We start from the raw sequence: 8,885 nt of genomic DNA, 5'->3' as shown, positions 1-8,885 counted from the left end.
CTCACAAGCCGGGTGGTCCAGACCCGGCTTGGAGCTGCCGATCGACGGCGACTGCGCTATTCCGCTGCATTTTGTGGCGAACCCGTCGCTAACCACTAGATATGGCGGGATTTCCGGTCATCACCCATTTGGGTTGCAGCGCGAAATTAGGGACCGAAACCAGCATGGCGTCCCGGGTCAGGACAAGTCCTTCAAAAGGATCGCCAGCGCCGACTGATGCTCGGTCTGCGTCTTCTGGAATATCCGCTTGAGCTGGCTGCGCACGGTTTCGACCGAGACGTTGGCCGCGCGCGCGACCTCCTTGGGCCGCGTGCCGTGCGCGATCGATCGCGCCACACGGGCCTCGGTCGGGGTGAGATCGAACAGTGCGGCGATGATGTCGCTGGTGGGCAGCAGACGGTTCCCGGGCTTCGCCAGCACGGCGATGGTCCAAATGTTGCTGAACAGATCGCGCGCGTCGCGCAACGCGGGGACCAGATGCAGGATCGCCCGCCCCTCACCGCCCTGTCCGCGTACCGGGATCGATACGCCCTGACGGACCGTTCGCATTTCCGCCAGCGCGAGGGCAAGGCGCTCGTCGCTACGCGGCTCGACGATGCGCAGCCGGTGCTTCGAATCCTGCAACAGATCGTCGAAGGCGTCGGCGAAGAGCGGCGTGGCGGAGAGCACGCGCCCTTGCGCGTCGAGCACCGCGACCGAGGCACCGAGCGCCGAGAACACCTCGGACAGCGTGGTCGCACGCGCTTGCGCGACCTGGCTGCTCAGCGCAGCAGCCCTCGCGAGATGCGGACGATAGGAATCGAGCAGCGGCACCGCGGCACGCGAAGCGGCGTGGCTGCCGAAAGCCTCGAAGGCGATCGCGACGACGTCGTCCTGAGCCCCCTGGACGATCGTCGCCGCGCCGGCATCGGCGCCCCGCGGTATCAGGAACTCGGTGTACATCGGCATCTGCCGCATTTCCTCGGCCGAATGCGTATCGCTGTCGGTCAGGAACCCGGGATAGTCGGCGCGGGCGAGCAGCCGGCGCACGCGACTGTTGTCGCGGTTCCAGCCCTCGCGATCGAAGTCCCGCGAGACCTCGAACACCGACGGCGAAGAAATGACGGAAATACCCGTACCATTGTTGAGAATGAAGTTGCCGCCCTGCGCGCCGACGATCTTGGCGATGTTTTCGAGTACCGTGAGCCAGCGATCGGGAAAGGCCCCGGCTTCGTAGATGTCGGCAATCGTGTCAGCGTGCATGCCATCCCCCAATGGCCGTAACACCGCCGACTATGCTACAAGCGCATTGCTGTGTACATCTTTGTATTCGCACCCGAAATGGCACAGGCGAAGGCCATCTGAGGCGATCCGCCGTAGTGATCGATCCCCTCGCCGGCCACGGTCACCCGAGCATGCTTTCGCTCTTCGTAGACAGAGTAGTGCGGTGCCGGAAAAAGCGGATCGGCGAAGGCGCCGATCGCGATGGCAACGAGGCCGGGCGTGCAGCACGAGCGCAATTGCCACAGGCACAAGTTGCGCCCCGTTCATCTATAAGCCTTTGTAATCCCGGACCGATGTTGCGGCCACAGCGCGGTCGGGTAAGGCACGATAGCTCCACTCTGGAGCAGGTTCGGCACGACCTGCGTGCACAACTGACCACAAAAGTAATGCGGAGTTAACTGCCTCCTCGGGATATACCTAGCGAGGAGGCATCATGCAGAATAGTTTGCGCGGGGAGGCGATCATTTGGGCCGATGTGGCCAAATGCATCTGCATCATCCTCGTTGTTCTCCTGCACATGGAAGATCATATCAGCGCGTCCGGCTGGTCGCGCGATGACGATGCCATTGCTGCGTGGCACGCAATAAACATGTTCCTCCGGCCGATCCGCCTTCCCATGCTATTTCTCGTATCAGGAATGCTTTCATCGCAATCCATTATGAACCGGGATTCCGATACCATCCGAAAATACCTGATAAAGCCGGCCTATCTGTATTTTCTGTGGGGGACGATATTCGTATTCCTGATCCCCCTCCATCCCGACAGCGAGACTATTTCCCTCAGCCTCGCAGATCGCATGGCGCGCGTATTGCTGGTCGCATCGCCGGCCTGGTACCTGCTGGCACTGGCAGGGTTCTATTGCATCGCCACGGTGACGCGCAGACATGACCTGCGCTGGCTGCTGCTGATCTGCGCTCTGATTTCGATCGGCGGCTCCTTCATCGAGCAATCGACGGGCGCGAACGTGCACAAGCTTGCCCGATGCCTGGTATTTTTCATCGTCGGCGTTCGCCTGCGCGACAATCTGCTGGCCTATTCCGCGGCGGCGACCCCGCGCCTTCTGGTCGTGAGCGGTATCTTCTTTCTTGGCGCCGGCACCCTGAGCGCCGCGATCGACCGCTATCTCCTGCCCGTCGATCTCATGGCGGCTGCCTTCTCGCTGCAACTGGCGGGTGTGATCGCCAAGCATTGCCGGGGCTTGGCCCAGCCGGCACGCTGGCTCGGCCAGCGCACGCTCCACATCTACCTGCTGCACTTCCCGCTGCAGGCGCTGCTCAGTCATGCCGTGCGTTACAATGCCGACCCGGCACTGCTCGACAGTTGGCTGGCCTGCATGCTCTATCCACTCACCGCGACGCTGCTGATCGTCCCTGCATCGCTCATCCTCGGCGAGGCGATGCAGCGATGCGGCTTTGGCTGGATGTTCGACCTTCCCCGTTGGCAAACCGCCGAACCGAAGCCCGCAACCGCCTGAGGCAACGCGCGCCCCCGACACCGTCGCAGTTTGGGACGGTGGCCGCCCGCCCCTTTGCCAAGCAGCCCGATTCTGGCATTCTCGCTTCCTTGGAATCGCAAGGGAGCAGGAGCCATGTCACCGCCGTTCGCGCACCGTGCGCTCACCGCGCTGCAATGCGCCGTCACGCTCGTCGCGATCCTCGGTGGGATCGGCCTGATCGCCTGGCTCGCCGGCCTCGTCGCGATCGCGGACCTACCCTATGCACTGAGCGGGGTCTTCGGCGGCTCCTTCGTCATGGGGCTGATCAAACAGCGTCAACCGGCACGCACCGCCTACCGCGCCTGACACAGCCGCTCGACCGCTAGCCGGAAGGCGAAGCGGCGGCGGATTCGCACAGCCTCGGACGCCACGCCCGCCTCATCGAGGATTGCTCGCCACTCATCCGGCCGGAACGACCGCGCGATCGATAGGCGGCCATCCTCGCGCACGATGCGATGGACGCGCAGCAGCCGTGCGAGCAGCGGATAGCCCCAATAGGCGAAGCCGTGGCGATGAAGGTCGCAGATCAGCCAACCCTGACGCGCCTGATCTTCCATGTGGCGGATGAAAGCCTGGAGTTGCCCGTCGGTCATGTGATGAGAGACCTGGCTCGAGATGATGAAATCGAACGGGCCGGCCTGGTCGCGATAGTCGCCCACGCGATAGTCGATCGCCATGTCCGACGGCGTCGCCGCGCGTGCCGCGGCCAGGCTGTTCGCGTTGAGATCGACGCCGACGAGATCGACCGCGATCTCGCGCCTTTCCGCCCAGCGATGGATCGCGCGCAGCACGTCGCCATCGCCGAAGCCAACGTCGAGCAGGCGAAAGCGCCTCTGCTCGCCGGCCGCGCGCGCAAGGAAGGCCAAGGCGGGCCAGGCGGTGAAGGTCCAGCGGTTCACCCGCGCGAGATCGTGAAGCACGCGGGCATAGACCGCCGGATCGAGGTCCGGCGCGTCCATCTGCTCTTCCTGCCGGCTGCGGATCGAGAGATCGGCCATGCTGCCTTATAGCCGATCCACCGCCGCCGCGAAGCGGATCAGGCGCCCCAGGGCTTGCTGCGCGCATGCTCCGAGATCGAGGCCTTGACCGACATCCTGCCGACGCGCGGGATCTCGATCGTCATCGTCTCGCCCGGCAGGACCGGGCCGACGTCGGCCGCGCCCGACATGAAGATGTCGCCTGGGTAAAGCGTCATCTGGGTCGAGGCGAAGGCGATCATCTCGGCCGGGCTGCCGGTCAGATCAGCGAAGCTGCGCTCGCCGCGCAGGTCGTCGTCGATCCAGAACTTGTAGCCAAGCTCGGACGGGTTCGGGATCTCGTCGGCGGTGACCAGCCAGGGACCGATGATGCCATAGGTGTCGAACGACTTGCAGAAAGCCCAGTCCTCGCGCTCGGGCTTGAGCGTCGAATCGAAGGCGCAGGCATAGCCGGCGACATAGTCCAGCGCCTCGTCGACGCTGACGGGGCGGTCGATCGTCTTGCCGATGACGAAGGCCAGCTCGGGCTCGTGCACCGTGGTGCGATCGGGCCAGCGAATCTGCAGGCCCTCGCTCGGGCCGGCCAGCGCGGTCGCGACCTTGCCCATGAAGCCGATCATGCCGAAAGGCGCGCCCATATGCTTCCAGTTGCCCGCGCCGCAGACGAATTTGGGCGGGTTGGCGACGGGCGAGAGCAGGTTCACCGCGTCGAGCGCGATCGCCGGCTCGCTCTTGGACAGTTCTTCCATGCGCGGGCGCAGGTCGGCGAGATTGGCGATCACCTGATCGCCCAGAGGCACGGGCCAGCGCAGCGGTGGCAGCATTTCGGTGACCTTGGTCACGTCATGGATACCGTCGTCCTCGACGATGCCCAGGCGCGGCGTGGCGGCTCCGTCGGCCTTCAAGGTGAAGCGGCAGATCTTCATGTGATTATGTCCTTGGCTATCCTGTCCCGATTGCCGCGAGGCATAACAGCGCCCTCGCCCACGACGCCAGCGGCGGTGTCGATTATCGGACGCTCGGCAGGTAGGCGTGGATGGGCTGCGGGCTTTAGCCATAGCCTTGCCCTCTGGCTGTCAGTTAGAATTTTATGATCCACTCAGTATCACAAAATTTGACAGGCTCTCGGCTTTGGCGCAGACATCGTCCAGACAGGCGTCCGGCAACGGACCGAGGGGAGATACCATGCGCGACTACACCGACGTCGATTTCTACACCGACACTTCGCTGGTCGAGGATCCGCACTCCTATTTCGACTTCCTGCGCGAGCAAAATCCCGTTCAACGCCTGCCCTATCGCAATGTCGTCGCGGTAACCGGCTACGAGGAGACGATCCAGGTCATGCTCGACGCCGAGCACTTCTCGAGCGTCAACGCGGTCAACGGGCCGATTCCCGACTTGCCGTTCAAGCCCCAGGGCGACGACATCACCGCCGAGGTCCGCGCCGCGCGCAGCAAGATCGCCTATTCGGACCAGGTCGTCACCGAGGACGGCAAGCGCCATGCCGACCTGCGCTCGATCCTGGCCATGCTGTTCACGCCGAGCCGGCTCAAGGCGCTCGAACCGAGCCTGCGCTCAACCGCCGACACGATGATCGCCGAATTTGCAGGCGACGGTAAGGTCGATCTCGTCGCGCAGTACGGCGGTCCCTATGCGACCCTGGTCATCGCCGACCTGCTCGGCGTGCCGCACAAGGATCGGCCACTGTTCCGCAAGTACCTGGAGAACGCGATCCCCGCCGAAGTCGGCGGCGAGGTCGACATGGCCAACAGCGGCTTCGCCAAGATCGGCAAGCACATCTTCGGCTACATGACCAAGCGCCGCCTGCTCAACAAGCCGGGCATCAAGCAGCTGCGCCAGCTGCTGGGCAGCGACGACAGCGGCGAGATCCTGACCGAAGTCGCGCTGGCCAAGTTCCCCGACGGCTCGCTGCCCTCGCTGGTCGACGTCACCAGCCTCGGCGCCTTCCTGTTCGGCGCGGGCCAGGACACGACCAACCGCCTGCTCTCGAACGGCTTCCGCATCCTCGCCGAGCGCCCCGACATCCAGGAAGAGCTGCGCGCCGATTCCAAGCGCATCGGCGCCTTCCTCGAAGAGCTGTTGCGTTTCGAGGGCTCGGTAAAGAGCGGCGGCCGGCTCTGCGTTAAGACCACGACGGTCGGCGGGGTCGAGATCAAGGCGGGCACGACCCTGCTGCTCTCGCACATGGCGGCGAACCGCGATCCCAAGCGCTTCGATAACCCGCACGCCTTCGACATGAACCGCCCCAAGGCCAAGGAGCACCTCGCCTTCGGCCGCGGCGCGCACACCTGCATCGGCGCACCGCTCGCGCGCAAGGAAGTGACCGTGTCGATCGAGCGGCTGCTCGCGCGGATGGGCAACATCCGGCTCGACGAGGAATTCCACGGCCCCGAGGGCAACCGCCGCTTCGACTACGAGCCGACCTACATCCTGCGCGCGCTCAAGAGCCTGCACCTGAAGTTCGACCCGATCGGCTGATCGGCCAGTGTGGCGGAAACTCGCCCCGATCGTCTGATCGGGGCGGGCTCGGTCAGACAATCGGCGTGCCTTCGGGCGACATCGTCGATTCGCATTCGACCACCGTGGCGATGCGCATGGTCGGCCGGTGGAAGAACTTGAGCTCGTCCTCCACGACCTGATCGGGCATCACCGTCGTGGTGATGTAGTCGAGCGTACCCCGGAAGCCGGCCTCGTTGTCGAACCACATCTCGGTCACCACGTCGTAGGGCAGTTCATCGTTGGTGCCGCTTTCGGCGTGCGGCTGCGGCTCGAGATAGCGGCGGACGTAGCGCGCGATGCCCGACATGTAAGGCGCGCAGAGCGGGACGTGGTTGTTCTCGTAGTAGTCGCGGAATTCTGCCATGCTGATGCCCGGCTTGCGCTTCATCAGCAGCAGGATCTTCCAGTAGGTCTTGTCGGCCATCGCCCCGCCCCCTCAGCGCAGCATGCGCGCGCGCAGACGGCCAATCTGCTCGGGACCGACCTGGAGTTCGCGATCGAGGAAGCCCTCGATCGAACCATAGTCCTTGCGCAGCTGGTCGAAGGCGGCGTCAAGATAGGCACCGTCGACACCGATCAGCGGCGCGGTGACGTCGGCGGGCAGCCGCGACAGCATTGGCGAGATCGAGGCGCTCAGCGTGTTCATGCCGGGCGCGCCGTTGCTCAGCAGGAAGTCCTGCTTCACCGTCTCGTAAGGTACGCCCAGCGCGGTCAGCACCAGCGCCGTGGCAATGCCCGTGCGATCCTTGCCCGCGGTGCAGTTGACCACCACCGGCCCCGTACCGGCGACGAGGCTGGCGAAGAGTTCACGATAGGCGGGCACCTGCTCCTTAGGCATCTTGCGATAGGCCATGGTCATCATGGTCCGCATGTTCTCGCCGGTTAGCTTGCTGGGATCCGAGAACAGCGAGCCCATGTCGCCCATCGACATGGCATAGTCGCGGGTCCAGTAGACGTCGCCGAATGCGGCCTGCTGGCTATAGGTGTCGCTCTTGCGCTCCATCGTCGTGCGCAGGTCGACGATGCGCGCGACATGGAGCTTGGCGAAATCCGCCTTGCCCTTGTCGCTGAGGCTGCCCAGCGGTCCCGAGCGGAAGAACAGGCCGCTCTTCACGGTCTTGCCGTCGGCGGTGTGCATTCCGCCGAGATCGCGGAAATTGCGCGTCCCCTCGAGGAAGACGAAGCGGCTGTCGTAAGTGGTGGCCGCCGACGCCTGGGCATGATCGTGCGCATGCGCAGCGACGGGGGCCGCGGTCTCGGCAAAGGCCGGAGCGGTCAGCGCGAGGAGCGAGAGAGCGAGAGCAGTACGCAGCATGGGTAGGTCCTTTGGGATTCAACCGATTTTGGGATAGTCGCGAGCCTTCGGCATCAACAGGAACAAGGTGCTGCCGACGACGATAGACCCGGCGATGACGAAGAGGAACGGTTCGAAGCTGTCATATCGCGCCAGCGTATAGCTGACGCCGAGCGCGCCGGCGGCCGAGGCGAGGAACGCGGCGATCATGTGCAGGCCGAGCGTCGTGTTGTAGATTCGCATCTTGAAATAGCGCGCGACGATGAAGGGCATGATGTCGGTCTCGGCACCGACCGAGAGCCCGACCAGGAACATGGCGACGGCTATGACCGTGAAGGCATCGAACGAGGTGCCGAGTATGGCGAAACCGACAGCCGGGATGATCATCGAGAAGAACGTCACCAGCGGCGTCGAAAAGCGGTCGAGCGCCAGACCGCAGGCGACGCGACCGATGAGCGTGCCCAGCACGTAGATCGAGGCGACGTTCGCCGCGGTCTGCGTCGTGAGCCCCTGGTCGATCAGCATGAGATTCATTTGCGAGGAATGCAGTTGCGTCTGCAGCAGGCAGAGGAAGGTCGCGATCAGGATCAACCAGAACAGCGGCGCCGCGAGGATGATGCGATAGTCGTCGCGCGTGGTCGCTTCGACCGGTGATGCGACCGTTTCGGACGAGGCATTGGGATCGACGATTTGCCCCGAGGTCTTGGGCACCAGCGCCACAGCAATCAGCCCACAGATGCAGCACAGTGCGCCGAGCAGGACGTAAGACATCCGCCAGCCGATGTCCTCGATCAGCATGTTGAGCAGCGGCAGCAGCGGCGCCGCGAAGGCGGCGGGCGCACAGTTGACGATCGTCAGAGCCAAGCCGCGCGCCTGCGTAAAACTCTCCGCGACGACGCGTGTGTAGACCAGGGTGCCGGTCATCGAACCGATGATCAGCACGAAGGTGAACAGCGCGAAGTAGACATAGAGATTGCCGCCCATCAGGCTGTAGCCAATGAAGCCCGGCATGATCAGCAGCGAGCCGATCAGCGCCACGCGGCGCACGCCGAAGCGGTCGGTCCAGCGGCCGATGATCGGCAGGAACGGCAGCATGATCAGCATGGTCAGCCCGATCAGCGCGAACTCGGCCCGGCTCCAGCCGAAGGCCTTGATCAGGTGCGGCGCGAAGATCGAATTGGTATAGGCGAACAAGGGCAGGCTGGTTCCCACGCCCAGGCTCGCCGCCACCAGCGGCCGGACGTTCCGGCGCAGTTCGCCCAGATAGCTCAAGCGGCTCTCCCATTGTCGTTCGGCCGCATGCTGGGGCTCGTTGCGAACATCTTGTCGGCGGAAT

The 8,885-nt window shown here is 64.4% G+C and carries 9 protein-coding genes; 3 read left to right on the top strand and 6 right to left on the bottom strand.

Annotation, left to right across the window (positions count from 1 at the left end; all coding sequences use genetic code 11):
- Positions 1 to 177: 177 nt before the first annotated feature.
- Complete coding sequence (locus OLX23_RS13725; RefSeq protein ID WP_264445551.1) at positions 178 to 1,242, bottom strand: helix-turn-helix transcriptional regulator; 1,065 nt, start codon at positions 1,240 to 1,242, stop codon at positions 178 to 180.
- Between the two features lie 454 nt (positions 1,243 to 1,696).
- Between OLX23_RS13725 and OLX23_RS13720 the strand changes: the two genes are divergently transcribed.
- A complete protein-coding gene (locus tag OLX23_RS13720) occupies positions 1,697 to 2,737 on the top strand; it encodes an acyltransferase family protein (protein WP_264445550.1) in 1,041 nt (346 codons plus the stop codon).
- 114 nt (positions 2,738 to 2,851) lie between these two features.
- Positions 2,852 to 3,064: a hypothetical protein gene (locus OLX23_RS13715; protein WP_264445549.1), complete on the top strand. Its 213-nt coding sequence runs from the start codon at positions 2,852 to 2,854 to the stop codon at positions 3,062 to 3,064.
- Here the strand turns inward: OLX23_RS13715 and OLX23_RS13710 are convergent.
- On the bottom strand, positions 3,052 to 3,756 hold the full coding sequence (locus OLX23_RS13710; protein WP_264445548.1) for a methyltransferase domain-containing protein: 705 nt from the start codon (positions 3,754 to 3,756) through the stop codon (positions 3,052 to 3,054). The genes OLX23_RS13715 and OLX23_RS13710 overlap by 13 nt on opposite strands.
- 38 nt (positions 3,757 to 3,794) lie before the next feature.
- Positions 3,795 to 4,661 (bottom strand): fumarylacetoacetate hydrolase family protein, encoded by an 867-nt coding sequence (locus tag OLX23_RS13705; protein WP_264445547.1) that lies wholly within the window; start codon positions 4,659 to 4,661, stop codon positions 3,795 to 3,797.
- A 259-nt stretch (positions 4,662 to 4,920) separates the two neighbouring features.
- Between OLX23_RS13705 and OLX23_RS13700 the strand changes: the two genes are divergently transcribed.
- Positions 4,921 to 6,234: a cytochrome P450 gene (locus OLX23_RS13700; RefSeq protein ID WP_264445546.1), complete on the top strand. Its 1,314-nt coding sequence runs from the start codon at positions 4,921 to 4,923 to the stop codon at positions 6,232 to 6,234.
- A gap of 52 nt (positions 6,235 to 6,286) precedes the next feature.
- On the opposite strand, the gene OLX23_RS13695 is transcribed toward OLX23_RS13700, so the two are convergent.
- From OLX23_RS13695 to OLX23_RS13685, 3 genes are read right to left on the bottom strand one after another with little or no spacing between them, the layout of a single operon-like run.
- Complete coding sequence (locus OLX23_RS13695; RefSeq protein ID WP_264445545.1) at positions 6,287 to 6,679, bottom strand: EthD domain-containing protein; 393 nt, start codon at positions 6,677 to 6,679, stop codon at positions 6,287 to 6,289.
- Positions 6,680 to 6,691: 12 nt separating this feature from the next.
- Positions 6,692 to 7,570 carry a tyrosine-protein phosphatase gene (locus OLX23_RS13690; protein WP_264445544.1) on the bottom strand — a complete coding sequence of 293 codons (879 nt, stop codon included), beginning with the start codon at positions 7,568 to 7,570 and terminating at the stop codon, positions 6,692 to 6,694.
- An 18-nt stretch (positions 7,571 to 7,588) separates the two neighbouring features.
- Positions 7,589 to 8,821 (bottom strand): MFS transporter, encoded by a 1,233-nt coding sequence (locus OLX23_RS13685; RefSeq protein WP_264445543.1) that lies wholly within the window; start codon positions 8,819 to 8,821, stop codon positions 7,589 to 7,591.
- Positions 8,822 to 8,885 lie beyond the last annotated feature (64 nt).

The sequence above is a fragment of the Novosphingobium sp. JCM 18896 genome (assembly GCF_025938095.1).
Taxonomy (GTDB): domain Bacteria; phylum Pseudomonadota; class Alphaproteobacteria; order Sphingomonadales; family Sphingomonadaceae; genus Novosphingobium.
The sequence above is the reverse complement of the archived record's forward strand: the minus strand, read 5'-3'. Positions and strand labels throughout refer to the sequence as shown.